The 24,480-nt window shown below is 69.2% G+C and carries 22 protein-coding genes; 2 read left to right on the top strand and 20 right to left on the bottom strand.

Going from position 1 to position 24,480, the window contains the following annotated elements:
• Positions 1-110: 110 nt before the first annotated feature.
• The 11 genes from IFU19_RS03805 to IFU19_RS03755 form a co-directional block, all read right to left on the bottom strand.
• On the bottom strand, positions 111-464 hold the full coding sequence (locus IFU19_RS03805) for an RNA polymerase-binding protein RbpA (RefSeq protein WP_055837729.1): 354 nt from the start codon (positions 462-464) through the stop codon (positions 111-113).
• A 1-nt stretch (position 465) separates the two neighbouring features.
• Entirely contained in the window at positions 466-714 is a 249-nt protein-coding gene (gene secG, locus IFU19_RS03800; protein WP_013586744.1) for a preprotein translocase subunit SecG, read from the bottom strand.
• Positions 715-828: 114 nt separating this feature from the next.
• Positions 829-1,647 (bottom strand): triose-phosphate isomerase, encoded by an 819-nt coding sequence (gene tpiA, locus IFU19_RS03795; RefSeq protein WP_192012976.1) that lies wholly within the window; start codon positions 1,645-1,647, stop codon positions 829-831.
• Complete coding sequence (locus IFU19_RS03790) at positions 1,638-2,852, bottom strand: phosphoglycerate kinase (protein ID WP_055837734.1); 1,215 nt, start codon at positions 2,850-2,852, stop codon at positions 1,638-1,640. Before IFU19_RS03790 ends, tpiA begins: the two co-directional genes overlap by 10 nt.
• 6 nt (positions 2,853-2,858) lie before the next feature.
• Positions 2,859-3,869: a type I glyceraldehyde-3-phosphate dehydrogenase gene (gene gap / locus IFU19_RS03785; RefSeq protein WP_055837737.1), complete on the bottom strand. Its 1,011-nt coding sequence runs from the start codon at positions 3,867-3,869 to the stop codon at positions 2,859-2,861.
• 103 nt (positions 3,870-3,972) lie between these two features.
• Positions 3,973-4,599 carry a superoxide dismutase gene (locus IFU19_RS03780; protein ID WP_055837740.1) on the bottom strand — a complete coding sequence of 209 codons (627 nt, stop codon included), beginning with the start codon at positions 4,597-4,599 and terminating at the stop codon, positions 3,973-3,975.
• A gap of 326 nt (positions 4,600-4,925) precedes the next feature.
• Entirely contained in the window at positions 4,926-5,903 is a 978-nt protein-coding gene (whiA, locus tag IFU19_RS03775; RefSeq protein WP_055837743.1) for a DNA-binding protein WhiA, read from the bottom strand.
• A gap of 40 nt (positions 5,904-5,943) precedes the next feature.
• On the bottom strand, positions 5,944-6,822 hold the full coding sequence (gene rapZ / locus IFU19_RS03770; RefSeq protein ID WP_055837748.1) for an RNase adapter RapZ: 879 nt from the start codon (positions 6,820-6,822) through the stop codon (positions 5,944-5,946).
• Positions 6,823-6,852: 30 nt separating this feature from the next.
• Positions 6,853-8,778: an excinuclease ABC subunit UvrC gene (gene uvrC / locus IFU19_RS03765; protein ID WP_192012975.1), complete on the bottom strand. Its 1,926-nt coding sequence runs from the start codon at positions 8,776-8,778 to the stop codon at positions 6,853-6,855.
• A gap of 21 nt (positions 8,779-8,799) precedes the next feature.
• A complete protein-coding gene (gene uvrA, locus IFU19_RS03760; protein WP_070408073.1) occupies positions 8,800-11,769 on the bottom strand; it encodes an excinuclease ABC subunit UvrA in 2,970 nt (989 codons plus the stop codon).
• An 83-nt stretch (positions 11,770-11,852) separates the two neighbouring features.
• The gene (locus IFU19_RS03755; RefSeq protein WP_055940067.1) at positions 11,853-12,281 is read right to left on the bottom strand and encodes a MarR family winged helix-turn-helix transcriptional regulator; all 429 of its coding nucleotides are present in this window, start codon (positions 12,279-12,281) and stop codon (positions 11,853-11,855) included.
• A gap of 36 nt (positions 12,282-12,317) precedes the next feature.
• Here IFU19_RS03755 and IFU19_RS03750 point away from each other — a divergent pair, with 36 nt between their 5' ends.
• Entirely contained in the window at positions 12,318-12,554 is a 237-nt protein-coding gene (locus IFU19_RS03750) for a hypothetical protein (RefSeq protein WP_055837761.1), read from the top strand.
• A 157-nt stretch (positions 12,555-12,711) separates the two neighbouring features.
• Here the strand turns inward: IFU19_RS03750 and IFU19_RS03745 are convergent, their stop codons facing one another.
• The 3 genes from IFU19_RS03745 to coaE all read right to left on the bottom strand — a co-directional run bounded on the left by IFU19_RS03745 (position 12,712) and on the right by coaE (position 15,999).
• Positions 12,712-13,134, bottom strand: coding sequence for a VOC family protein (locus tag IFU19_RS03745; RefSeq protein ID WP_192012974.1), 423 nt, complete (start codon positions 13,132-13,134; stop codon positions 12,712-12,714).
• A 114-nt stretch (positions 13,135-13,248) separates the two neighbouring features.
• Entirely contained in the window at positions 13,249-15,318 is a 2,070-nt protein-coding gene (gene uvrB, locus IFU19_RS03740) for an excinuclease ABC subunit UvrB (RefSeq protein WP_055837767.1), read from the bottom strand.
• Positions 15,319-15,396: 78 nt separating this feature from the next.
• Positions 15,397-15,999 carry a dephospho-CoA kinase gene (coaE, locus tag IFU19_RS03735; RefSeq protein ID WP_192012973.1) on the bottom strand — a complete coding sequence of 201 codons (603 nt, stop codon included), beginning with the start codon at positions 15,997-15,999 and terminating at the stop codon, positions 15,397-15,399.
• A 116-nt stretch (positions 16,000-16,115) separates the two neighbouring features.
• Between coaE and IFU19_RS03730 the strand changes: the two genes are divergently transcribed.
• Positions 16,116-16,484, top strand: coding sequence for a response regulator transcription factor (locus tag IFU19_RS03730; RefSeq protein WP_192012972.1), 369 nt, complete (start codon positions 16,116-16,118; stop codon positions 16,482-16,484).
• A gap of 37 nt (positions 16,485-16,521) precedes the next feature.
• On the opposite strand, the gene IFU19_RS16985 is transcribed toward IFU19_RS03730, so the two are convergent.
• The 6 genes from IFU19_RS16985 to IFU19_RS03700 form a co-directional block, all read right to left on the bottom strand.
• Positions 16,522-17,685, bottom strand: a complete 1,164-nt coding sequence (locus tag IFU19_RS16985; protein WP_192012971.1) for a diguanylate cyclase domain-containing protein — start codon at positions 17,683-17,685, stop codon at positions 16,522-16,524.
• Positions 17,682-19,289: a sensor histidine kinase gene (locus IFU19_RS03720; RefSeq protein ID WP_192012970.1), complete on the bottom strand. Its 1,608-nt coding sequence runs from the start codon at positions 19,287-19,289 to the stop codon at positions 17,682-17,684. Before IFU19_RS03720 ends, IFU19_RS16985 begins: the two co-directional genes overlap by 4 nt.
• A gap of 96 nt (positions 19,290-19,385) precedes the next feature.
• Positions 19,386-20,099 (bottom strand): hypothetical protein, encoded by a 714-nt coding sequence (locus tag IFU19_RS03715; protein WP_249405346.1) that lies wholly within the window; start codon positions 20,097-20,099, stop codon positions 19,386-19,388.
• A 92-nt stretch (positions 20,100-20,191) separates the two neighbouring features.
• Positions 20,192-20,743, bottom strand: coding sequence for a GIY-YIG nuclease family protein (locus tag IFU19_RS03710; protein ID WP_192012969.1), 552 nt, complete (start codon positions 20,741-20,743; stop codon positions 20,192-20,194).
• A gap of 35 nt (positions 20,744-20,778) precedes the next feature.
• On the bottom strand, positions 20,779-23,043 hold the full coding sequence (gene treS / locus IFU19_RS03705; protein WP_244630765.1) for a maltose alpha-D-glucosyltransferase: 2,265 nt from the start codon (positions 23,041-23,043) through the stop codon (positions 20,779-20,781).
• Between the two features lie 125 nt (positions 23,044-23,168).
• Complete coding sequence (locus tag IFU19_RS03700; RefSeq protein WP_192013328.1) at positions 23,169-24,335, bottom strand: MFS transporter; 1,167 nt, start codon at positions 24,333-24,335, stop codon at positions 23,169-23,171.
• Between the last annotated feature and the right edge of the window lie 145 nt (positions 24,336-24,480).

The following is a 24,480-nucleotide window of genomic DNA, read 5'->3' as shown; positions in this document are numbered from 1 at the left end:
TCGGTCATCGAACGATGCCGATGCCCGGCGGCTTCCTCGTCGCCGCGCGTCGACGCCCGGAGGAACGCGAAAGGGCCGGATGCCTCGGCATCCGACCCTTTCGCTTGAGATTACTGGCCGCGGCGATCGCGCAGCTGCTGCAGCGCGTCGTCGAGAAGCGACGCCGCTTCTTCTTCGGTGCGACGCTCTTTCACGTACGCGAGGTGCGTCTTGTAGGGCTCGGCCTTCGCGAGGGCCGGCGGGTTGCTCTTGTCGCGACCGGCGGGGAGGCCGGAGTGCGGGGAGTCGATGGTCTCGGGGATCTCGGCATCGGCGATGCCCGCCGCGAAGTACCGCACGGTCTCGTTGCCGAGGGCATCCCAGTACGACACGGCCACGCGGTCGGCGTGGAAGCCGTGGTCCTGCTCGCCCATCGGTCCCGCGCCTACGCGCGAACCCCGGATCGCGTTTCCGCCTGTCGCCATGTCAGATCTCCGCGAACTTGGTCAGCAGACCGAGGCCGACGATGGTGACGAACCACACCAGCGCGAGCACGATCGTGAATCGGTTGAGGTTGCGTTCCGCCAGCCCCGACGAGCCGAGCGCGGAGCTCATGCCGCCGCCGAACATGTCGGACAGACCGCCGCCGCGCCCCTTGTGGAGCAGGATGAGCAGGGTCAGCAGGAGGCTGGTGACTCCCAGGAGCACCTGCAGGACGAACTCGAGAATCTGCACTGTCGAAAGCCTTTCGCGAGCGGCCCAGTCGACCGCACAAGCGTCAAGTATACGGGGAGGCGTGCCGGGCGCACGGATGCCCGCGGCGAAGCGCCGCGGGCATCGGTGCGGGGGTCAGACCCCGACGTGCTTCTGGAAGCGGATGATCGCGGCGAACTCGTCGACGACGAGGCTCGCGCCACCCACCAGGGCGCCGTCCACATCGGGCTCGCGCATGAAGCCGGCGATGTTGCCCGACTTCACCGATCCGCCGTACAGCACGCGGGTGCGTGCGGCGGCGTCGGCGCCGAGCTTGTCGGCGACGACGGCGCGGAGCTTCGCGCAGACCTCCTGCGCCTGGTCGGGCGTCGCCGCCTGACCGGAGCCGATGGCCCAGACCGGCTCGTACGCCACGACGATGTCGGCATCGGGTGCCACGCCCTCGAGCGCGACCTCGAGCTGACCCACGGGCACGGCGCTGGCGCCGAACTTCTCGAGATCCTCCGAGGTCTCGCCGACGCAGATGACCGGCACGACGCCGTGGCGCAGAGCCGCCTGCGTCTTGGCCGCGACGACCTCGTCGGTCTCGGCGTGGAACTGACGACGCTCGGAGTGACCGATGATGACGTACCGCGCGTTGAGCTTGGCCAGGAACTGGCCCGAGATCTCACCCGTGTACGCACCGGAGTCGTGTGCCGACAGATCCTGGCCGCCGAGGGCGAACGGGATCTTGTCGGCGTCGAGCAGCGTCTGAACGGTACGCAGGTCGGTGAACGGCGGGAAGACCGCCACCTCGACGCTGCTGTCGTCGTGCTGGGCGTCCTTCAACGTCCAGTGCAGCTTCTGGACGAACGCGACCGCCTGCAGGTGGTCGAGGTTCATCTTCCAGTTGCCTGCGATGAGGGGGGTTCGCCTGTTCTGCGCAGCAGACGATTCCGTGTCGATTACGACCATCCGAGGACCTCCAGTCCGGGGAGCTTCTTGCCTTCGAGGAACTCCAGGCTCGCGCCGCCACCCGTGGAGATGTGGCCGAACTCGTCATCCGAGAATCCGAGTTGACGCACGGCCGCGGCCGAGTCGCCGCCACCGACCACGCTGAGGCCGTCGACCTCGGTGAGAGCGGCAGCGACCGTCTTGGTGCCGGCTTCGAACGCCGCCATCTCGAACACGCCCATGGGGCCGTTCCAGAAGACGGTGCGCGAGGCGCGGATCGCGTCGGCGAAGATCTCCGCCGTGCGCGGGCCGATGTCGAGACCGAGACCCGAGGCGCCGAAGTCGGTGTCCTCGAGTGCGTCCGCGTCGGCGATCACGTGCTCGGCGTCCGCCGAGAACGAGGCCGCGACGACCGCGTCGACCGGGAGGACGATCTCGACGCCGCGCTCCTTCGCCGTGGCGAGGTAGCCCTTCACGGTGTCGATCTGGTCCTTCTCGAGCAGGCTCGAGCCGACCTTGTGCCCTTCGGCGACGAGGAAGGTGAACATCATGCCGCCACCGACGAGGAGCTTGTCGACGCGGGGCAGCAGGTGCTCGATGACGCCGAGCTTGTCACTGACCTTCGATCCGCCGAGCACGACCGTGTACGGACGCTCCGGGTTCTCGGTCAGGCGGTCGAGGACCTCGAGCTCCTTCTGGATGAGCAGACCCGCGGCCGAGGGCACCAGCTGGGCGAGGTCGTAGACGCTCGCCTGCTTGCGGTGCACGACGCCGAAGCCGTCCGACACGAGCGCGTCGCCGAGTCCGGCGAGCTCCCGTGCGAAGGCCTGACGCTCGGCTTCGTCCTTCGAGGTCTCGCCCGCGTTGAAGCGGAGGTTCTCGATGACGGCGACCTCGCCGTTCTCGAGCGAGGCCACGGCATCCTGAGCCGACTCGCCGACCGTGTCGCGCGCGAACGCGACCGGCTGGCCGAGCAGCTCGGACAGCCGCTGCGCGACCGGCTCGAGCGAGTACTTCGGATCGGGCGCGCCGTCGGGGCGGCCCAGGTGGGAGCACACGACCACACGCGCGCCGGCGTTGATCAGTGCGTTGAGAGTCGGAAGCGACGCCCGCACGCGGCCATCGTCCGTGATGATCCCGTCCTTGAGAGGAACGTTGAGATCACAACGGACGATGACGCGCGTGCCGGCGAGCGACCCCAGCGAATCGAGGGTGCGCAGAGCCATGAAGGTTTACAGGCGCTCGGCGACGTACTCGGTGAGGTCGACGAGACGGTTCGAGTAGCCCCACTCGTTGTCGTACCACGACGAGACCTTGACGAGGTTGCCGCTGACGTTGGTCAGCTCGGCGTCGAAGATCGACGAGTGCGGGTTGCCCTGGATGTCGCTCGAGACGATCGGGTCCTCGGTGTACTGCAGGATGCCGTTGAGGCGACCCTCGGCAGCGGCCTTCTTGTAGACCTCGTTGACCTGGTCGACGGTCAGACCCTCGGTGGGCGTGACGATCGTGAGGTCGACGATCGAGCCGGTGGGAACCGGAACGCGGTACGACGAGCCGCTGAGCTTGCCGTTGAGCTCGGGCAGCACCAGGCCGATGGCCTTGGCGGCACCGGTCGAGGCGGGAACGATGTTGATCGCTGCACCGCGCGCACGACGCAGGTCGCTGTGCGGGCCGTCCTGCAGGTTCTGGTCGGCCGTGTAGGCGTGAGCCGTCATCATGAATCCGCGCTCGATACCGAAGGCCTCGTTGAAGACCTGGGCGAGGGGAGCGAGGCAGTTCGTGGTGCACGACGCGTTCGAGATGATGACGTCGGTCTCGGGGTTGTACGTCTCTTCGTTGACGCCCATCACGATGGTCGCGTCGTCACCCGTGGCGGGAGCCGAGATGAGGACCTTCTTGGCACCGCCGGTGATGTGCTTCTTGGCGTCTTCGGCCTTGGTGAAGCGGCCGGTGGACTCGATGACGATGTCGACGCCGAGCTCGCCCCAGGGGAGGTTCGCCGGGTCGCGCTCTTCGAAGACCTTGATGGTCTTGTCGCCGACGGTGATGGAGTCTGCGGTGTACGAGACGTCCTCGGCGAGAACGCCGCCGACGGAGTCGTACTTGAGGAGGTGCGCCAGCGACTTGTTGTCGGTGAGGTCGTTCACCGCCACGATTTCGAGGTCGGCACCCTGCGCGAGAGCCGCGCGGAGGTAGTTGCGTCCGATACGGCCGAAGCCGTTGATTCCGATCTTGACGGTCACGGAATATCTCCTGAATCAGTTGTGCGCGAGAAGCGCGTGATTGCGGTGTTCGCTGGCGGACAACGGCGTCCCGGTGAGGTGTCCCACCGGGACGCCGCACCGTTTACGACAGTACCAGCAGACCCGTGGTCTTCTCTCGGGCCGCGGCGAAGCGGTCCTGGGCGTCGGCCCAGTTCGCGATGTTCCAGAACGCCTTCACGTAGTCGGCGCGGACGTTCTTGTAGTCGAGGTAGTAGGCGTGCTCCCACACGTCGAGCAGCAGCAGCGGAACGGTGCCGGCGACGATCTGGCCCTGCTGGTCGAAGAACTGCTGGATCAGCAGGTTCTGACCGATCGAGTCCCAGAACAGACCCGCCCAGCCCGAGCCCTGCACGCCGAGAGCGGCGGCGGTGAACTGCGCGCGGAACGCGTCGAACGAACCGAACTGGTCGTCGATGGCCGACTCGAGATCACCGGTGGGCTTGTCTCCGCCGTGGGGCGAGAGGTTCGTCCAGAAGATCGAGTGGTTGGTGTGACCGCCGAGGTTGAACGCGAGGTCCTTCTGCAGGCGGTTGATGTTGGCGAAATCGCCCTTCTCGCGCGCGTCGGCGAGGAGCTCGAGGGTGGTGTTCGCGCCGTTGACATAGGTCTGGTGGTGCTTGCTGTGGTGCAGCTCCATGATGGTCGCACTGATGTGCGGCTCCAGCGCCGAGTAGTCGTAGGGCAGTTCGGGCAGCGTGTAGGTCGCCATGTTCTCTACTTCCGATCGGTCGCCGCCGAGGCCTCTTCACCGGGAAGGCGTGCCGAGGAACCGAGCAGCGAGGGTGACGTTTTCATCCTAGTGACGGGTAACGCACGAGCCACGGGGTTGCTTCCCCGCATGACGGAGGATAGATCGCCCGGGCGCGTCGCTCAGTGTGGCGAGACGGCCCCGGATGCCGGACCCGCACGGTGTGAACGGGGCGGCGCACACGCGGGGTCTGTGCGCGTCGACGCGCGCCACATCCGAGAACGACGCACGCCCCGCGGGCCTCACTCCGCCGGCGCGTCGACCGCGCGGCATCCGGAGTCGGGGAATCAGTCTTCGGCGCCGACCGGAACCGCGGCCTCGGTGCCGGGGATGCCCTCGACCTCGGCCTTCTTGTCGGCCATCGCCAGCAGACGGCGGATGCGACCGGCCACGGCGTCTTTGGTCAGGGGCGGGTCGGCGTGGTGACCCAGCTCGTCGAGGCTCGCGTCGCGGTGGGCCAGGCGCAGAGCGCCGGCCTGCTGCAGGTGGTCGGGAACCTCGTCGCCGAGGATCTCGAGCGCGCGCTCGACGCGCGCGCACGCGGCGACGGCCGCCTGGGCGGAGCGACGCAGGTTGGCGTCGTCGAAGTTGACGAGACGGTTCACGCCCGCGCGCACCTCGCGGCGCTGACGCATCTGGTCCCACTCCCCCGCGGTGCGGCGCGCGCCCATCTCGTACAGGGCACCCCGAATGGCTTCTCCGTCGCGCACCACGACGCGCGGCACACCGCGCACCTCTCGCGCCTTGGCGGGGATGCCGATGCGGTGCCCCGCGCCGACGAGGGCCATCGCGGCCTCCGACGACGGGCACGAGATCTCGAGCGCCGCCGAGCGGCCGGGGTCGCTCAGGGTGCCGCTCGCCAGGAACGCACCGCGCCAGATGGCGCTGAGGTCGGGACGCGATCCCGTCGTGAGCTTGTTGGGGAGGCCCCGCACGGGGCGACGGCGCTGGTCGAGCAGGCCGGTCTGACGAGCGAGTGTCTCGCCCGCCTCGATGACGCGCACCGCGTAGTGGCCGCCGGTGCGTCCGCCCGACCCCTGCACGTGGTGCAGCTCGGGACGCACGCCGTACAGCTCCATGAGGTCGCGGGCCACCCGGCGGGCCAGGATGTCGGAGTCGAGTTCGGCCTCGACGGCGACGCGGTTGGCGATGGAGTGCAGACCACCGGAGAAGCGCAGGAGGGCGGTGAGCTCGGCGATCCGCGCGGTCGGGCGCGGGTCGCGGACGGTGATGAGCTCGGCCTTCACGTCGGCGGTCAGGGGCACGGTTCTCCTCGGGTGGGGGCAGCGGGGACGACGGTACAGCCTACTCGCGACCGAGGTCGCGGTGAGCCACACGGACGGCCACCCCGGGCACATCGGACAGACGTGCAGCGAGTTCACGGGCCATGACGACCGACCGGTGCTTGCCGCCCGTGCAGCCGATCGCCACCACCGAGTGCCGCTTGTTCTCGCGCTGGTAGCCCTCGAGCACGGGGTGCAACGCCGCGGCGTACGCGCCGAGGAACTCCGCCGCCCCCTCCTGCCCGAGCACGTACTCGCGCACGCGCGGGTCTTCGCCCGTGAGAGCGCGCAGGTCTTCGTTCCAGAACGGGTTGGGCAGGAAGCGCATGTCGGCGACGAGGTCGACGTCGGGGGGCAGCCCGTACTTGAATCCGAAGCTCATGAGGGTGACCGTGTGGCGTGCAGCACCCTCGTCGCCGAAGAGGGCGACCGTGCGCAGCGACAGCTGGTGCACGTTCAGCGACGACGTGTCGATCACGACGTCGGCGGCCTCCCGCACGGGTGCGAGACGTTCGCGCTCCCGGCGGATGCCGTCGAGGATCGTGCCCTCGCCCTGCAGCGGGTGCGGGCGCCGCACGGCTTCGAACCGCCGCACCAGCACCGCGTCGCTGGCATTGAGGAACACGACGCGCACCTGACGGCCCGCCTGCAGACTGCGCATCGCCTCGGGCAGATCGCTGAACAGGCTGCGACCGCGGACGTCGACGACCACCGCGACGCGCGGAACCGCCCCGCCGGCGAGCTCGGTGAGCTCGAGCAGCGGACGCAGCATCTGCGGCGGGAGGTTGTCGACGACGTACCAGTCGAGGTCTTCGAGGGCATTGGCCACGGTCGACCGCCCCGCGCCGGACATTCCCGTGACGATCAGCACCTCGCCTGGCTCGTCGCGTGCCGGTTCCATGGGCGATCGCCTCCCGTTGTCGTGTCCAGCCTACCGAGACAGGTGCGTGTGGATGGCCTCGGCCAGTGTCGGCCCGATACCCGGCAGCTCCGTGATCTCGTCGGGGGTGGCGTTCTTCAACGCCGAGACCGACCCGAAGTGGCGCAGCAGCGCTTTGATGCGGGTGTCGCCGAGTCCCGGCACCTCGGTGAGCACGCTCGTGATGTCGCGCTTGCGGCGCTTGCGTTGATGCACGATCGCGAACCGGTGGGCCTCGTCGCGCAGGCGCTGCAGCAGGTACAGGGCCTCGGAGGTGCGCGGCAGGATCACCGGGTACTCCTCCCCCGGCAGCCACACCTCCTCGAGACGTTTGGCGATCCCGCAGAGCGCGATCTCCTCGTGCCCCGCGTCGGCCAGCGCGCGTGCCGCGGCCGCGACCTGGGGCTGGCCGCCGTCGACGACGAGGAGCTGCGGGCGATACGCGAAGCGGGGGCGCTTCCGCGCCGTCACGACATCGCCGTCGGCCGTCGCCTCTTCGGAGTCGGGCGACGTCACGATCGCGCCGTCGATCGTCTCGGGCTCGATCTCGTCCGGTCGGTCCAGGTAGGCCACGCGTCGCGTGAGCACCTGGTACATCGAGTCGGTGTCGTCGGTCGTCTCGGCGACCCCGAACGAGCGGTACTGGTCTTTGCGGGGAAGCCCGTCTTCGAAGACCACCATCGAGGCCACGACGTTGGTCCCCGACAGGTGCGAGATGTCGAAGCACTCGATGCGCAACGGCGCCTCGCTCATGCCGAGCGCCTCCTGCAGATCGGTGAGGGCCTGCGACCGCGCGACGTAGTCACTCGTGCGACGCGTCTTGTGCAGCATCAGCGCCTGCTGCGCGTTGAGGGTGGCGGTCTTGAGCAGATCGGCCTTGCGCCCGCGCTGGGCGACCTGCAGCGTCACCGGGCGCCCGCGCCGCTCGCGCAGCCAGTCCTCGAGCTGCGGGGCGTCGTCGGGCAGCTCGGGAACCATCACCTGGCGCGGGATGTCGGCGGCATCCGCATCGCCGTAGGTACGCTGCAGCACCTGGTCGACGAGGTCGGCGCCCGAGATGTCGATCTCTTTCTCGATCGTCGTGGCGCGCACACCGCGCACGCGCCCGCCCCGCACGACGAAGTGCTGCACGGTGGCGGCGAGTTCGTCTTCGGCGATGCCGAAGAGATCGGCATCGGTGTCGGGCGCCAGCACCAGGGCGCTCTTGCCCAGCACGGCGTCGATGGCCTGCAGACGGTCCCGGTAGAGGGCGGCGGCCTCGTAATCCATCGCCGCCGACGCCTCTTTCATGCGGGCGGTGAGCTCGCGCGCGAAACGCTGGTCGCCGCCCGACATGAAGGCGACGAAATCGTCGACCATCGCACGGTGCTCGGCGATGGTGACCTTCATCGAGCAGGGCCCGCCGCAGCGGCCGATCTGCCCGGGGAAGCACGGCCGCCCCGAGGCCATGGCCTTCTTGTACGACGAATCGCTGCAGGTGCGGATCGGGAAGACCTTGATCATCAGGTCGATCGTGTCGTGCACCGCCCACACCTTGGGGTACGGCCCGAAGTACTTCGCCCCGCGGATCTTGGGGTTGCGGGTCACGATCACGCGCGGCGCCTCATCGGCGAGGGTGATCGCCATGAAGGGGTACGACTTGTCGTCGCGGTAGCGCACGTTGAAGGGCGGATCGAACTCTTTGATCCACATGAACTCGAGCTGCAGCGAGTCGATGTCGCTGGGCACGACCGTCCACTCCACGCTCGCCGCGGTCGTGACCATGCGGCGGGTGCGTTCGTGCAGCGAGTGCAGGGGCGCGAAGTAATTCGACAACCGGGCGCGCAGATTCTTGGCCTTGCCGACGTACAGCACACGACCCTCGGCATCGCGGAACCGGTAGACCCCCGGGTTGGTGGGGATCTCGCCGGCTTTCGGACGATAGGGCAGGTGCGACATCCGTTCTCGGGATGCCACGGCTCAGCCCGCCGCGCTCACGAGCTCCGGCTCGGCGCGTGCGGCGTCGAGCGCGGCGGCGTTGCGCTGCGTCCCCGTGCGTCCGGACTCCAGCAGCTCGGCCAGGAACGCACCCGTGTGGCTCGCCTCGACCTTCGACACCTGCTCGGGGGTTCCGGTCGCGACGACCATGCCGCCGCCGGAGCCGCCCTCGGGGCCGAGGTCGATCACCCAGTCGGAGCTCTTGATCACGTCGAGGTTGTGCTCGATGACGATCACGGTGTTGCCCTTGTCGACGAGGCCGTTGAGCACCTTGAGCAGCAGCGAGACGTCTTCGAAGTGCAGGCCCGTGGTGGGCTCGTCGAGCACGTAGATCGACCGACCGTTGCTCCGACGCTGCAGCTCGGTGGCGAGCTTCACGCGCTGCGCCTCTCCACCCGACAGGGTCGTGGCCGACTGCCCGAGGCGCACGTAGCCGAGGCCCACGTCGACGAGCGTCTTGAGGTAGCGGTGGATGGCCTGGATGGGCTCGAAGAACTCGGCGGCCTCGGCGATCGGCATCTCGAGCACCTCGGCGATGTTCTTGCCCTTGTAGTGCACCGACAGGGTGTCGCGGTTGTACCGCTTGCCGTGGCAGACCTCGCAGTCGACGTACACGTCGGGCAGGAAGTTCATCTCGATCTTCAGCGTGCCGTCGCCCGAGCAGGCCTCGCAGCGTCCGCCCTTGACGTTGAAGCTGAAGCGCCCGGCCTGGTAGCCGCGCACCTTCGCCTCGGGCGTCTCGCTGAACAGGCTGCGCACGCGGTCGAACACGCCGGTGTAGGTCGCCGGGTTCGAGCGCGGGGTGCGGCCGATGGGCGCCTGATCGACGTGCACGACCTTGTCGAGGTTGTCGAGCCCGGTGACGCGCGTGTGCTTGCCGGGAACGCGGCGGGCACCGTTGAGCTTCGAGGCGAGCACTTCGTACAGGATGCCGTTGACCAGCGTCGACTTGCCGGAGCCGCTGACGCCGGTGACGGCCGTCAGCACTCCGAGCGGGAAGTCGACCGTGACGTTCTGCAGGTTGTTCTCGCGTGCACCGACGACCGTCACCTGACGTTTCTTGTCGATCTTGCGGCGCTTCTTGGGCGCCTCGATCGCGCGCCGTCCCGAGAGATACGCGCCGGTGAGCGAGTTCTCGTCGGTCAGGAGCCCGGCGAGGGGGCCGGAGTGCACGACGTTGCCGCCGTCGACGCCGGCCCGGGGGCCGATGTCGACGACCCAGTCGGCCGCGTGGATGGTCTCTTCGTCGTGCTCGACGACGATGAGGGTGTTGCCGAGGTCGCGCAGCGTCTCGAGCGTCTGGATCAGGCGGCGGTTGTCGCGCTGGTGCAGACCGATCGAGGGCTCGTCGAGCACGTAGAGCACGCCGGTGAGGCCGGAGCCGATCTGCGTGGCCAGTCGAATGCGCTGCGCCTCGCCGCCCGACAGCGTTCCGGCCGCCCGACCGAGACTGAGGTAGTTGAGGCCGACCTGCAGCAGGAAGTCGAGGCGGGCGCGGATCTCGCGCAGCACCGCGGCGGCGATGGTGGCCTCACGGGCCGTGAGCTTCAGCTTCGAGAAGAACTCCCGGGCGTCGGCGAGGCTCATGCGCGAGGCCGCGGCGATCGACGTGTCGTCGACGAGCACCGCCAGCACCTCGGGCTTGAGGCGGTCGCCGTCGCAGACGGCGCAGGGGACCTCGCGCAGGTACTCCGACCACCGCTGACGCTGCGTGTCGGATTCGGCCTGCAGGTACTGCCGCTCGATGTAGGGCACGACGCCCTCGAAGCCCGACGCGTACCGCATCTCGCGGCCGTAACGGTTCTTCCACTTGACCGTGACCTTGTAGTTCTCGCCGCGCAGCACGGCCTGCTGCACGTCGTGCGAGAGCTTGCGCCACGGGGTGTCGAGCGAGAAGTCGAGGTCGCGCGCGAGTCCCTCGAGCAGGCGCTCGTAGTACTGGAAGAGCCCCTTGCCCTGCGTGGTCCACGGGAGGATCGCCCCTTCGCGGATCGACAGGTCTTCGTCGCCGAGCATGAGGTCGACGTCGACCGACATGCGCGTGCCGAGGCCGGAGCACACCGGGCAGGCGCCGAACGGGGCGTTGAACGAGAAGGTGCGCGGCTCGATCTCGGTCAGCTGCAACGGGTGGCCGTTGGGGCACGCGAGCTTCTCGGAGAACGACTGCCAGGCGTCGTCGCCCTCTTCGTCGACGAAGTTCACCTGCATGATGCCACCGGCCAGGCCCATGGCCGTCTCGACCGAGTCGGTGACGCGGCTCAGGTTGTCTCCGGATGCCACGAGTCGGTCGACGACGACGGCGATATCGTGCTTGTAGCTCTTCTTCAGCGTCGGCGGCTCGGCGAGCTGCACGAGGTCACCGTCGACGACGGCGCGGGCGTAGCCCTTCGCACTGAGCTCCTTGAAGAGGTCGACGAACTCGCCCTTCTTCTGCGTGACCACGGGGGCGACGATCTGGTACCGCGTGCGCTCGGGCAGCTCCATGAGCTGATCGGCGATCTGCTGCACGGTCTGACGCTGGATGCGCGCGCCGCAGTCGGGGCAGTGGGGGACGCCGATGCGCGCCCACAGCAGACGCATGTAGTCGTGGATCTCGGTGATCGTGCCCACCGTGGATCGCGGGTTGCGGTTGGTCGACTTCTGGTCGATCGAGACCGCCGGGCTGAGTCCCTCGATGAAGTCGACGTCGGGCCGGTCGACCTGGCCGAGGAACTGACGTGCGTAGGCGCTCAGGGACTCGACGTAGCGTCGCTGGCCCTCGGCGAAGATCGTGTCGAACGCGAGGCTCGACTTTCCCGAACCGGACAGCCCCGTGAACACGACGAGCGAGTCGCGCGGAATGTCGAGGTCGACGTTCTTCAGGTTGTGGACACGGGCACCCCGAACGCTCAGCTTTCCGCTGGTGCCGGAGTTCGCTGACGACGAGGGAGAGGAAACGGGAACGATGGGCACGTGTTAAGTCTAGGTCGGGCCTCCGGCATCGGCCCCGGGTTCGCACCCGGCGCACGGATGTGCATGCCCGCGCCCGGTCTTTTTCAGTCGCGCGGCGAGGCGGCGAAGGGCGCGAGATCATCGCGCAGGGCGACGAGCTGACGCTCGTCGATGCCGACGCGCGCCATGATCTGCGCGGGCACCGCGAGCGCGCGTTCGCGCAGCGCCCGACCCTCGTCCGTCAGGTCGATGTCGAGCACGCGCTCGTCGGTGGCCCGCCGGGTACGCGCGACGCGCCCCTGCGCCTCGAGTCTCTTGACGAGCGGCGAGAGCGTGGCCGGCTCCATGGCGAGTTCGGCGGCGAGGTCGCCGAGCGATCGCGGGGCGCGCTGCCACAGCGCGAGCATGACCAGGTACTGCGGGTGCGTCAGCCCGAGCGGCTCGAGCACGGGGCGATAGATCGACACCACGTTGCGTGCGGCCGTCACGAGCGCGAAGCACACCTGGTTCTCGAGCTTCAGGGGATCGTCCATCACCGCACCTTCCCATTCGTTAGTACACTAAAGATCATGACACGAAAGGATGCCGATCGCCCACCGCTCCGCGAGCGCGTGCGCGAAGCCGGTGGCTGGTACCAGTACCTCAACACGCGCCTCATCAAGGTGGCCGGCCCGGCATCGGTCGGCCCGTACGAGACGACCCCCGAGCCGGTTCGGACCGGTCGGCCCTGCCCGCTCTGCGGGCACGCGATGACGGAGCACTCGGTCGACCGCACCGGCCCGAAGCCCCTGCTGCACTGCCCCTGACCACGTCCCGGACGTGCGCACGCACGCGCGCGACCGATGCCCGCGGTTCGTGCGCACGCCAGCCGAGGCGCAGCGCTCATCAGCCGCGCGTTGATCCGAGACACAGCGCATGACAGCCGTGCGTTCAGCCGAGGCGCAGCGCACCCCGGCCGCGCCGTCACCTGAGGCGCGGCCGCCCGTTCTCGTCGAGGGGCCATCCCGGATTGACCGCGATCTCCCACGGATGCCCGTTGGGGTCGACGAACACACCCGAGTACCCGCCCCACGGCGTCGGCGCACCGCCACGACCGAGGCGTGCACCGGCGGCAACGGCGGCGTGCAGGATCGCATCGACCTCGTCGGCTCGCCGGACGTTGTGGGCGAGTGTGATCCCGCCCCATCCCCCGGCGTCGTCCACGGCGGAGTCCTCGGCGAGCGACGCGCGGGCCCAGAGCGCCACCACCATGCCCCCGGTGTCGAAGAACGCCACCTCACCCTCGACGGAATCCGCGTGGCGTCTCCACCCGAGGCCCTCGTAGAACTCCAGCGACCGAGCCAGGTCGCGCACGCCCAGCGTGATCAGCGACACTCTCTGCTGCATGAGCCCTCCTGCGGCATCCCCTGTGGCATCATCCCCTGCGACGTCATCGCCTGCAACGTCATCGCCTGCCGCATCTCGTGACTCCCCCGACTGCGGGACGATTCTGCGACCGGGTCAGGCGTGACCGGCCCGCTCCATCGCCCGCAGCTCCTTCTTCATGTCCTGCACCTCGTCGCGCAGTCGGCCGGCGAGCTCGAACTTCAGCTCCGCCGCGGCCGCGAGCATCTGCTGCGTCAGATCGGCGATGGTCGACTCGAGCTGGTCGGCACCCTCGGCGGCGATACCGGTCCGCCGCAGCGACGGAGTCGGCGACTTGCCCTTGCCCCCCTTGTCGGTGCGGGCGAGCAGCTTCTTGGTGTCGGAGGCCTCACGGTTGAGCACGTCGGTGATGTCGGCGATCTTCTTGCGCAGCGGCTGCGGGTCGATCCCGTGCTCCAGGTTGTAGGCGACCTGCTTCTCTCGGCGGCGCTCGGTCTCTTCGATGGCCTTCTGCATCGAGTCGGTCATGCGGTCGGCGTACATGTGCACCTCGCCCGACACGTTTCGCGCCGCGCGGCCGATCGTCTGGATGAGCGAGGTGCCACTGCGCAGGAACCCCTCTTTGTCGGCATCCAGAATCGCCACCAGGGAGACCTCGGGAAGGTCGAGCCCCTCGCGCAGGAGGTTGATGCCCACCAGCACGTCGTAGACGCCGGCCCGCAGCTCGGTCAGCAGTTCGACGCGGCGCAGGGTGTCGACGTCGGAGTGCAGGTAGCGCACGCGCACGCCGTGCTCGCCGAGGAAGTCGGTGAGCTCCTCTGCCATCTTCTTGGTCAGGGTCGTCACGAGCACGCGCTCATCGCGTTCGACACGCACCCGGATCTCTTCGAGCAGATCGTCGATCTGCCCCTTCGAGGGCTTCACGATGATCTCGGGATCCACCAGCCCCGTGGGGCGGATGATCTGCTCCACGACACCGTCGGCGATCCCCATCTCGTACCGCCCCGGCGTGGCCGAGAGATACACCGCCTGCCCGATGCGCTCCTTGAACTCGTCCCAGCGGAGCGGTCGGTTGTCCATGGCGCTGGGGAGACGGAAGCCGTGCTCGACGAGCGTGCGCTTGCGCGAGGCGTCGCCCTCGTACATGGCCCCGATCTGCGGAACCGTCACGTGCGACTCGTCGATCACCAGCAGGAAGTCGTCGGGGAAGAAGTCGAGCAGGGTGTGCGGCGGGTCGCCGGGCATGCGGCCGTCCATGTGACGCGAGTAGTTCTCGATCCCGGAGCAGAAGCCCAGCTGCTGCAGCATCTCGAGGTCGAACGTCGTGCGCATGCGCAGCCGCTGCGCCTCGAGCAGCTTGCCCTGGGACTCGAACTCTTTGAGTCGCTCCTCGAGCTCGTGCTCGATGGTGCCGATGGCGCGCTGGACCGTCTCGGTACCGGCCACGTAGTGCGAGGCCGGGAAGATCGGCACGGAGTCCATCTTCTCGATGACGTCGCCCGTGAGCGGGTGCAGCGTGTACAGCGCCTCGATCTCGTCGCCGAACATCTCGATGCGGATGGCGTACTCCTCGTACACCGGGATGATCTCGATCGTGTCGCCGCGCACGCGGAAGTTCCCTCGCGAGAAGTCGACGTCGTTGCGGTTGTACTGCATCGAGATGAACTTGCGGATCAGCGCGTCGCGGTCGTAGCGCTCCCCCACCTGCAACGCGACCATGGCGCGCAGGTACTCCTCGGGCGCACCGAGGCCGTAGATGCAGGACACCGTCGACACCACGATGACGTCGCGGCGGGACAGGAGGGAGTTGGTGGTGGAGTGCCGCAGACGCTCGACCTCGGCGTTGATGGAGCTGTCCTTCTCGATGAACGTATCGGTCTGCGGGACGTACGCCTCGGGCTGGTAGTAGTCGTAGTACGACACGAAGTACTCGACGGCGTTGTTGGGCATGAGCTCTCGGAACTCGTTCGCCAGCTGCGCGGCCAGGGTCTTGTTGTGCGCCAGCACCAGGGTGGGGCGCTGCACCTGTTCGACCAGCCACGCCGTCGTGGCCGACTTGCCGGTTCCGGTCGCGCCCAGCAGGACCACGTCGGTCTCGCCGGCGTTGATGCGCGCGGCGAGGTCGGCGATCGCGTGTGGCTGATCGCCGGAGGGGGTGTATTCGCTGATGACCTCGAAGGGGCGAACGGATCGGGTGGCCTGCATGCTTCCAGCGTAGGCGGGGCCTCCGACATCGGGGGCGGGTTGCGTTCGCCCTGGGCGAGCGCGCCGGCGCGATCGCCCTCAGCCGGCCTCGGCCACGCGCGCCCAGAGCTCGTCGACCTGGCGGCGCGTGGCGTCGAGGTCGGCGGCGGTGTCGATGACCACATCGGCCAGGGCGAGGCGTTCGTCGTCGCTGACCTGCGATGCGATCCGCGCACGCGCGTCGTCCTCGCTCATCCCCCGGGTCTCGACCAGACGCCGCACGCGCACCGCCGCCGGGGCGTGGGCGACGACGACGAGATCCCACTCGTCGCCCGCCCGTGCCTCGGCGAGCAGGGGGACGTCGTAGACGACGACGGCCTCGGGATCGGCGTCGAGCGCCGCGCGGAAGCGCCGGACCGACTCCGCCCGTACCGCGGGATGCACGAGCGCGTTCAACGCGGCCAGTCGATCGGGGTGCCCGAACACGCGAGCACCCAGCGCCGCGCGGTCCAGCGATCCGTCGGCGCGGAGCACCTCGGGGCCGAACTCCGCGGCGATGCCGTCGAGGACCGGGGTCCCCGGCGCCTGCACTTCGCGCACGATCGCGTCGGCGTCGACGACGACGGCGCCCTTGGCGGCGAGAAAACCGGAGATGGTGGACTTGCCCGAGGCGATTCCGCCCGTCAACGCGAGAAGAGGCACGATCCGAGGATGCCATACCTCGGCCCTCGCGCCCGGAGACGTCCCGCGGGCGGAGCGTGGTCTAGCATTCGTCCAGAGGCGGGATCTTCTCCGGCCCCCACCGAGGAAGCACGACGATGACCGACCCGAACATCACGGTGGTGATCGAGGACGACCTCGACATCCGCACGCTGATCGCCGCGGTGCTCGAGAGCGCGGGCTTCGTCGTGCACACGGCCCCGAACGGCTTCGACGGGATCGATCTCGTCCAACGTTACGATCCGGCCGTGACCACGCTCGATGTGAGCATGCCCGGCATCGACGGGTTCGAGACGGCCCGGCGGATCCGCGAGTTCAGCTCCACGAAAATCCTGATGGTGAGCGCCCGCGTCGACGAACTCGAGCAGCTCTCGGGCCGCGATGCCGGCGCCGACGACTACCTCACCAAACCCTTCCGCCCACGAGAGTTGCGCGAGCTCGTCCAGAAGCTCATGGCGTCGAGCTGAGCGACGCCGGGCGACACCCGGGCGGGCCCGCCCGCGTTCAGCGCCCGGTGAGGCCGAACGGCTGATCGCCCGTGAGCGCCGCCTGCGCCGCCGCGGCGTCGGCCCGCTCGGACAGGACCGCCGCGTCGTGCCCGTGGTCCTCCGAGAGCGCCATCCCGACCCCGACGACCGGGACGACCGACGCCCCCACCCCCGCCAGGTCGGCGATCACCCGCGCGTGCAGCACCCGCGCGGCGCGACGCACGTCGGTCGTCGGCGTGGTCGTGAACGCCACGTTCAGCCCCGTGGCATCCATCTCCCCCACCAGCGCCATCGTGGGCGCGTGGCGGCGGACCGACGCCCAGAGCTCGCGGGCGATCCCCTCGCCTTCGTCGGGTCCGAAGGCGGTCACCACGCGACGCAGGTCGTCGATGCGGATGCCGATGACGCACACGCCCTCGCCCGCCCGTTCCGCCCGCGCACAGGTGATGGCCAGAGCGGCTTCGAACGATTCGCGCAACAGCACGCCGTCGCGATCGACGGAGAGTCGGCGGATGTCGGGCAGTCCGCGCAGCGCCGACTCGTTCGCGCGCAGCGCCGAGGTGACGATGACCGCGGCGATCACCAGGGTCATGGTGAGCAGTGCGGACACGCGGGTGTCGAAGACGGTGCGGAACAGGTCGCTGTCGGGGCCGACGGTGACGAAGACCACGCTACGGGCGAGGAACCAGACCGCTTCGACGCTCAGCACCAGGGTGAGCCCGCCCGAACTCCAGCGTCGGCCGATGGCGGCGCGCCGCGTCTCGACGGCGCCGGCGATCGCGAACAGGGCGTTGCCGAGGAAGTACGGCACGGCGCCGGCCCATTCGCCGCCCTCGGGGCCGGCGATGAGCGCGGCCGAGATGACGATGAAAACCGTCACCGCCATCACGACGGCGGGCGCCCTCATGGCGTGCCGGTTGTACGACACGCACCCCAGCCAGATGAAACCGGTGGCGGCGACGAAGGCGCCGTTGCCGAGCGCGACGGCCATCCAGGCGTCGGGGAGGAGCATCCACGCCAGATAGCAGACGGCCGACAGCGTGCCCGACAGGTAGGCGCCCGCCCACAGCCGTCCCGGCGGGGAATCCTGCGACATGAGGGTGTCGAGCAGGAACATGACGGTGGACACGACGATGACGAGCGACGCCGCCGCCTGCAGCGTCAGTACGTCGAGGTTCACCCCTCTTCTCCGCTCTGGGGAAGCCGCACGGCGAAGGCGGCGCCGTCACCGGGTGCGGTGCGCACCGTGATCTCGCCGCCGTGGGCTCGCACGATGTCGCGGCTGATGGCCAGCCCCAGCCCACTCCCGTGCGTCGAGGATTTGCGCACGGCGTCACCGCGGAAGAAGCGCTCGAACAGACGCGCCTGCTCGCTCACGCTGATACCCGGGCCGTCGTCGGCGACCACGACGGTCACGGATCGGGCATCCGCCGTCACGGTGACGGCCACCACTCCGCCGCGCGGGTTGTACTTGACCGCGTTGGAGAGCAGGTTGTCGATCACCTGCCGCACCCGGTGCGCGTCGACGACGGCGATGACTCCGTCGTCGATCCCCGTTCCGTCGAGGTGGATCTGCTGTTCGACGGCGCGCGGCATGATCGAGTGGATGGCGGTGCGGACCAGGGCCGAGACATCGGCCGGCGCGCGCTCCAGGTCGACCCCGAAGCCCTCTCCCGACGCGGTGGACAGGGCGAGGATGTCGGCGACCAGTTCCGACAGACGTGCCGCATTGCGCTCGGCCACTTCGAGCCGCTCCCGGGTGGCCTCGGTGATCGTGTCGTCGTCGAGGGCCAGATCGAGGTACCCGAGGATCGAAGTCAGCGGGGTGCGCAGCTCGTGCGAGACGCTCGCGACGAAGTCCTCCCGGATGCGACGGGCCTGCTCCTCCACGGTGACGTCGCGCGACACGATGATGCCGCCGGCATCCTCGCCCGCTCGAGCAGGGAGACGCCGCGCGGTGACGCTCAGCGCGCGGCGGCCCTCGCCGGGCTGTCCGTACCAGACGAGCTCGCCCTCGAAGGCTTCGCCGGCGCGCGCGCGGGCCAGCGGGGCGTCTCGCGGCGCGATGGGCGTCGCGCCGTCCGCGGCGAAGACGGCCAGGTCGCGTCCCAGGGCGTCGACGGGGTCGAGCAGGCGCGCGTGCGCGGTGTTCGTGACCACGAGTTCCCCCGTCGGCGTCACGCTCGTGACGCCGAAGTCGACGGCATCCAGCACCTCGGTGACCAGGTCCTCCTGTCGGCGCGACCGGTCGACGGCGCGCCGGAGCTCGGTGGACTGCTTCTCCAGCAGAGCACGTTGGGCGCGGGTCCGGCGGGAGGTCAAGTGCGCCATGGATGCCAGAGCGGCGAGGGTGAAGGGAAGGATCAGCGTGGAGGCGCTGAAGCGTTGCAGGGGGTCGGTCGCCAACTGCTGCACCATGACCGCGCAGATCACCGCGGTGAAGGCGATCACGCCGCGCAAGCCGAGGATCATGCCCACCCAGATCGCCGGGAAGGCCCAGAGCAGACCCACTCCGGCCAGGGGCGCGCTGACACGCAGCATCGCGACTGCGAGCACGTCGACGATGGGCACGAGACCGACCGTCCACCACGGAATCCGCTGCCACGGCGCCAGGACGCTGACGATGGCGACGATGAAGATCACGGCCGCACCCGCGACGAAGAAGGTGCCCGAGACGACCTGACCGAGCGCGATCGACACCACGACAACGATCAGGGTCGCTGCCGACAGAAGCAACTGGTTCGACAGGACGCTACGACGCAGGCCGAGACGCTCACTGTTCATGGTGCGCCATGGCCTCGACCATAGCCTTTTCATTGGCTCGGTGGGGCGCCGGCACCCGTGGCGCGCAGAAATGGCGCCCGTCGCGCAGCGCTCGGTTCAGAAGCCGAAGTCTCCCCCGAAATCACCGCCGAAGTCGCCGCCGAAGTCACCGCCTCCGAAATCGCCCCCGCCGGCGTCCACGGCGCCGGCGTCACCCTCGCCCCCGGTGGAGTCGGCGACGGCCGAATCGGCGGACGCCCCGTCGGCGAATCCGGCGTCGTAGCCGGGATCGAAGAGCGCGCCCACGAGCGCCGACCCCACCACGTAGCCGCCGATGGTGCCGAGCATCGAGGCCCCGAGCATCGATCCGAACCCGGGTCCGCCCCCGAACGACCGCCCGCCGAAGGTGCGCTCCATGAAACCCGGCTGCGTGTACTCGGCGCGGGTCGCCGCGCGCGCCAACGACGACGGATCGTCGCCGGTCGGTCGCTCCGACGCCGGCAGGCCGGCGGACATCTCCTGCAGCACCTGTTGGCGCTGTGCGGGAGTCAACCGGCCGAACGCCTCGGCGTGCACCTGCTCGACGGTCTCGGGCGGCGCCGTGCGCAGAAGGTAGCGGTACCGCTCGACGGCCTGGCGATCCTCGTCGGATCCGGCGACGGGGCCCTCGACTGAGCTCGACATCGCCCCGGCCGAGGTCTGGGGCGGAGGTGGCGCGTAGCGACCGTCACCGTCGCTCAGTCCGCTGGCCGCCTGCCGGGGTGCGGGTGGCACGACGGGGCCGCGCTCAGGGGTGTCGCCGGAGCCGAACAGTCGATCGAGGAAGCCCATCAGATCCCTTTCCCGGGTGGTGTCCGCTCACGGTAAGAGGCGAGGCTTGGAGCGGGCTGGGGCTTGTGCCGTGCGCCCCGGCTCCCCGGGTGTCATCCCCGTCGGGCGAGAGCCTCGCTCCTCCACCGCGCATATCGCGCCCAGGGGTCGTCGACCCCCTCGGCCAGAGCTGCCACGTGTGCCGACAGCGCCGGGCTGCGGCGGAACCATTCCGTCCGGTCGAATCGGTCGTCGGCGAACTGGGCGTGCCGACGGCGTTCGACCAGACGATCGCCGAGTTCGAACGCCAGCAGCTCGTCGTGCCAGATCGCGGCCAGGCGCCTGCGAGGGCGGGCCGAGGTGCCGATCTTGATGCGGTCGCCGAATCGCAGGTAGTAGACGACGTCGACGCGCGGCGGCGGGAGCTCACCGTCGATCGGATCCCCGTGCCGCCATTCGCACACGGCGCACAGCCACCCACTCGGCCACCGCACCCCCAGACGCGATCCGCAGAGGATGCAGGGGGTCGGGAGCAGATCGGTCACCCCGTCGGCGGATGCCGCCCACTCGGTGCTGACGGCCAGATGCCACGCGCAGAGCGAGACGGGGGCGTCGGCGACGGCGGGCGCGAGGCAGCGATCGGCGAGACAGTCGGGGGCGGACACGGCTCCACGCTACGTCCGGCCCCCGACATCGGGGCTCACTCCCCCGCGACCGGGGCCTCCAGCGTCAGGAAGAGCCCGGCGTACGGCCCGAGCTCGAGCGAGAAGCTCTGCAGTTCGTCGACGCGACCCACCACGTCGCCCGTCTCGGCGTCGACGGCGGTGCTCTGCGGGACCAACCACTCGGAGCGCACCGTTCCCTCGATCGTCTCGCCCGAGAAGTTCAGCACCGTGATCTGCAGCGGGGCCTCGTCGAGGTGCTTGTCGCCACCGTCGAGCCGGTGCACCATCACGAGCATGCTCGGGTGTCCGACCTGCGGGATGTCGACCTGCGAGGCGACGGCGATGCCGTTCTCGCGACGGATCCGCAGCACGTCGCGGAGCCCCGAGAGGAACGAATCGGGGTCGTCCTGCTGGCTGCCCAGCGAGCCGTAGAGCGACCGGGCCCGCGGCATCCCGGATGCCGATGACGAGGCCTCCGGGGCCACGTCGAGCAGGTCGTGCGCCCCGCGCTCGATCCATCGCGTGTCGCCCGACGAGATGAGGTGTCGCACATCGTCGGCGGGGAGGGTCAGGGATCCGGTCAGATCCCATCCCGACAGCGCGAACACCCCGGGCTGCCACGAGTTGTACTTCACCAGCAGCAGGTGGGCGTCGCGGATCGCCGGCACGTCGCTCTCGGAGATCTCGGCGAGAGTCGCCTTGCCCTGCGTCGCCGCGATGAGCGACGTCATCGTGCACGCGATGCCGTTCTGCGTGAAGACGAGGTTGTAGTCGGCCTCGACGGTCAGCTTCTCAGTCAACTCGGATCGCACCATCTCGGCGATCTCGCCACCGGTGTGCTCGCCGTGACGGAACGGATACAGGGTGTCGCGATGCGTGGTCGCCCAGTGAACCAGCTCATACGTCAGCTCGTCGTGGTTCTGCATGCCGTGCACGAGCTGCGCCGGTTCGAGACCGGTCTCGAGCGCGGTGGTCAACGCGAGGCGAAGGAACTCCGTGTTCGCCGTCGCCAGAGCGTGGTGGTATCCCGGACGCGTGACGAAGTCGTACGAGAGGTCGGCACCCACCGCACCGGTGTCGCGGATGTCCTCCATCGTGAGGTTCAGCTCCTGGAAGGTGAACCCCCCGACCTTGCGCACCATGCCGGCGATGATGTGGTTCGCCGCGTGCGACAGGGGGTGCCCCTCCGACCAGGCCGGAAGACCCTCCGCGCTCTTCTCGACGCCGAGGAACCCGTTGGCGTCGAGGCGCAGCGCGCTGGTGCCCAGGTCTCCGAGGGAGTGCAGCGCGTCGCCGATCACCAGACGCATCCCCGCGAAGGTGGGGTCGAGCCAGTTGATCGACGGCTGGCCCTCTTTGAAGTAGTGCAGGTAGACCCACCGGCGCTCCATGCCGTCGGTGCCGACCACCGGGGCGGTCGCGCTCCAGTTGGTCTCTTTCACGCCCGGCGTGTAGAAGATGACCCGCTGCAGTTCGCCGATGATGTATCCGCGCGCACTGAGCTCGCGCTCGGTGTCGGAGTCGAGGTTGACCGAGTCCCGTCCCGCGGGCACCTCCGGCAGGAGTCCCCAGTCCTCCCGGGGAATCTCGACCATGTGGTAGATGCCGGGGTAGTCCTTGTACGCCATCTCGGCGAGCCGGAAGTCGGCGCCCTTGCCGGTGTGGCCGGGCACGATGTCGTCGATGACGCTGCCACCGTGTGCGTCGGCCACGTCGGCGACGCGGCGGAAAGCGTTCTCATCGCCGAAGTCCGGGTCGATCTGGGTGCTGATGCGGTCGAAGTGGCCGTCGACGCTGGGGGTCTCCTGCCATCCGGTGATCCCGCCGGCCCGCTTCACCGGACCCGTGTGGATGCCGTTGATGCCCACCCACTCGAAGGCCTCCCAGAGCGCCTCGTTGCCGAGGGATTCGAGGAAGGATTCCCCCGGTCGCGTGATCAGCGAGATGGGATAGGCGGTGAACCACACGTCCGTCGAATCGATGGCGCGTCGCGCGTCGGGCCGAGCGTAGGGGTTCCGCCACATCGACGGCTGTCCCGACAGCTGTCGGCTGAGGACGTCGGCGTCTTTGAGCATCGACTGGCGCACGAGCCACTCGACGTACGAGGGGTTCATTCCGTTCGCGTTGCGCGGATCCGTCAGGAACCGTCGGAGAGTTCCCCCTCGGAACTGATCCCGCGGGCGGAGCCTGCGGGGTCGAGCCGGGTACCTCTGCTCGTCGTAACTGATCTCCGACGCGGTCTCGGCCACGTCGTCTGCAGTCACCTCTCCCACCGTCTCGCCATCGGTACCCTGATCCATCGTCCGCTCGTCGGCGTCGTCCACTCCCGACCTCCTCACGTCTGACCTCCGACGCTACCCGGTTTCGGCGACATCGCCCCGGGCCATTGACCTCGGCGGGTCGGATAAGAGAAGGGCTCAGACGGTCACGGCGAGGGGCGAGCCGCGCGCAGCGACACGAGGGCGGCGCCGAGAGCCGCGGCGCACATCGCCAAGACCACGACGAGGAACCAGAACCACCCCACCGAGCCGAACACCACGCCGAGCAGCCATCCGAACACGCTCGACCCGGCGTAGTAACCGAGGTAGTACAGAGACGACGCCTGCGCGCGCGCCTCGGGCGCGGCTGCGACGGGCGTCCACCCCGATGCCACCGCGTGCGCGCCGAAGAAGCCCGCGGTGAAGAGGATCAACCCCACCACCACGACGACCAGAGCCGGGACCGCCATCAGCGCGACCCCCGTCGCCATCACGCCGATCGAGAGCGCCAGCACGGGGAACCGCCCGTACCGCACGGCCAGGGCCCCCGCGCGTGGGGATGACGCCGTGCCCGCGAGATAGGCGAGGAAGAGCAGGGTGACCAGGGCGGGCGCCAGCGAGAATGGTGGAGCGGCGAGGTGGAACCCCAGGTAGTTGTAGACCGCCACGAACGCACCCATGAGCAGGAAGCCCTGCGCGTACAGCGCCCGCTGCACCGGGGATCGCAGATTGACGCCGATCCTCCTGCGCACCGTGGGTCCGCGCTCTTCGCGATCGCGCCCCGACACGAAACCCCGCGCACGGGGAATGAGAACCAGGAAGATCACCGCCGCCACGACGCAGACAAGAATGACGGATGCCACTCCCCACCGCCATCCGGCGAGCTCGCCGACCCAACCCGACACCACCCGGCCCGACAGGCCGCCCACGGTGGTTCCCGCGATGTACGAGCCGGCCGCCGCCGCCACGTGTCGAGGATGCACCTCTTCGCTCAGGTAGGCCAAGGCCACGGCCGGAACCGCACCGAGCGCCGCCCCCTCGAGCAGCCGCAGCGTCAGCAGCACGACGAGGTCGTCGGCGAGCAGGGTCGCCGCCCCGAGCACGGTCGCCACGACGAGACCGGATGCCATCGCGGGCACCCGACCGATGCGGTCGGCGACCAAGGACCAGGGAAGTACCGCGGCCGCCAGCCCCAGCGTCGACGCAGAAACCGTGAGGGCTGCCGAGGCCGGTCCCGACCCGATGTCGCCGGCGATCTGCGGAAGCACCGCTTGGGTGGAGTACAGCTGCGCGAACGTCGCGACGCCGCCGAAGAACAGACCGATCAGCAGCATCCGGTAGTCGCGGCTCCCGGGTACGTGCCCCGAGAACGCGCTCACCCCTCGACTCTAGCCAGTCCCCCGNCGGCGCTGACACACGAACACAAAATGTGCCCGTAAATGCGAAATGGCCACCCAACATTGGGTGGCCATTCCGACT

Origin of the sequence: Microbacterium sp. CFBP 8794 (assembly GCF_014841235.1) — a bacterium.
Lineage (GTDB): Bacteria > Actinomycetota > Actinomycetes > Actinomycetales > Microbacteriaceae > Microbacterium.
Note: the sequence above shows the minus strand (reverse complement) of the source record. Positions and strands in the feature narration are given on the sequence as shown.

Bases quoted from the DNA above. Each gene is read 5' to 3' on its own strand.
- IFU19_RS03745 (WP_192012974.1), bottom strand. From the start codon at position 13,134: ATGCAGCAGAGAGTGTCGCTGATCACGCTGGGCGTGCGCGACCTGGCT.
- IFU19_RS03730 (WP_192012972.1), top strand. From the start codon at position 16,116: ATGACCGACCCGAACATCACGGTGGTGATCGAGGACGACCTCGACATC.
- IFU19_RS03790 (WP_055837734.1), bottom strand. From the start codon at position 2,852: ATGGCTCTGCGCACCCTCGATTCGCTGGGGTCGCTCGCCGGCACGCGC.
- tpiA (WP_192012976.1), bottom strand. From the start codon at position 1,647: ATGGTCGTAATCGACACGGAATCGTCTGCTGCGCAGAACAGGCGAACC.
- IFU19_RS03805 (WP_055837729.1), bottom strand. From the start codon at position 464: ATGGCGACAGGCGGAAACGCGATCCGGGGTTCGCGCGTAGGCGCGGGA.
- uvrB (WP_055837767.1), bottom strand. From the start codon at position 15,318: ATGCAGGCCACCCGATCCGTTCGCCCCTTCGAGGTCATCAGCGAATAC.
- IFU19_RS03780 (WP_055837740.1), bottom strand. From the start codon at position 4,599: ATGGCGACCTACACGCTGCCCGAACTGCCCTACGACTACTCGGCGCTG.
- IFU19_RS03720 (WP_192012970.1), bottom strand. From the start codon at position 19,289: ATGAACAGTGAGCGTCTCGGCCTGCGTCGTAGCGTCCTGTCGAACCAG.
- IFU19_RS03700 (WP_192013328.1), bottom strand. From the start codon at position 24,335: ATGCTGCTGATCGGTCTGTTCTTCGGCGGCGTCGCGACGTTCGCGCAG.
- IFU19_RS03755 (WP_055940067.1), bottom strand. From the start codon at position 12,281: ATGGACGATCCCCTGAAGCTCGAGAACCAGGTGTGCTTCGCGCTCGTG.
- treS (WP_244630765.1), bottom strand. From the start codon at position 23,043: ATGGATCAGGGTACCGATGGCGAGACGGTGGGAGAGGTGACTGCAGAC.
- IFU19_RS03715 (WP_249405346.1), bottom strand. From the start codon at position 20,099: ATGGGCTTCCTCGATCGACTGTTCGGCTCCGGCGACACCCCTGAGCGC.
- uvrC (WP_192012975.1), bottom strand. From the start codon at position 8,778: ATGTCGCACCTGCCCTATCGTCCGAAAGCCGGCGAGATCCCCACCAAC.
- rapZ (WP_055837748.1), bottom strand. From the start codon at position 6,822: ATGGAACCGGCACGCGACGAGCCAGGCGAGGTGCTGATCGTCACGGGA.
- IFU19_RS03750 (WP_055837761.1), top strand. From the start codon at position 12,318: ATGACACGAAAGGATGCCGATCGCCCACCGCTCCGCGAGCGCGTGCGC.